The sequence below is a fragment of the Roseibium sp. AWQ4_254 genome, from assembly GCF_056161025.1.
The window spans coordinates 1-857 of record NZ_JBSWYH010000090.1 but is presented as its reverse complement, the minus strand read 5'-3'; the positions used below and the strand labels follow the sequence as shown (position 1 = coordinate 857).

Annotated in this window: 1 protein-coding gene; it reads left to right on the top strand. The window is 60.2% G+C overall.

Annotation, left to right across the window (positions count from 1 at the left end; all coding sequences use genetic code 11):
* On the top strand, positions 1–857 hold an 857-nt coding region (locus ACXAIC_RS24740), incomplete at both ends, for a transposase (protein ID WP_475187099.1).

Sequence of the window (857 nt, the reverse complement as noted above, 5' to 3'; positions counted from 1 at the left end):
AAAGTCCGAACGTTCGACCCGGGACAAATTAAACTCTCCCGGCAGGCCGCCAGTCTGGCAACGTGAGAATCTATGCCGGTTCTGGCGTGCGGTTGCAAAGGGGGTATCCAGTGAGGATGCCGCCGTTGAAGCAGGTGTCTCTGCGCCCGTTGGAACGCGATGGTTTCGGAGTTCTGGTGGAATGCCTCCCACACATCTTGCGCCATCGGCGCCCTTGCCTAAGAATTGTAGCCTTTCCTTTGCAGAACGCGAGGAAATAGCTTTAGAGTGCGCGAGGGGCACAGGTGTCCGCGCCATAGCGCGCAAGCTTAAGAGATCGCCCAGCACGATCTCCCGAGAGATCAGGCGCAACTCGGCAACCCGCGGCGGAGACTTCGACTACCGTGCGATCAATGCACAATGGCATGCTGATCGTGCGGCTAAGCGGCCAAAAGCGAGCAAGCTCACGCTCAACCCCGCTCTGCGCGACTATGTGCAGGATCGGTTGTCCGGCCTTATCGCCACACCAGACGGCATCGCCTTCGATGGGCCTGCTGTGGTATGGAAAGGGCGGCGGGCCGTTCACCGGCAAAGCCGTCGCTGGTCGTCTGCCTGGAGCCCGGAACAGATCTCGCAACGGCTGAAGGTGGACTTCCCCAAGGATCCAACGATGCGCATCAGCCACGAAGCCATTTATCAGGCTCTCTACATCCAGGGACGTGGTGCGCTGAAGCGAGAGCTCTCCGCGTGTCTACGGTCCGGCCGTGCTCTCAGATTACCTCGCGAACGCGGACGCAATCGCGGCAAATCCTTCCTCAATGATGCGTTGATGATCAGCGACCGCCCAGCAGAGATCAGCGACAGAGCGGTTCCGGGCC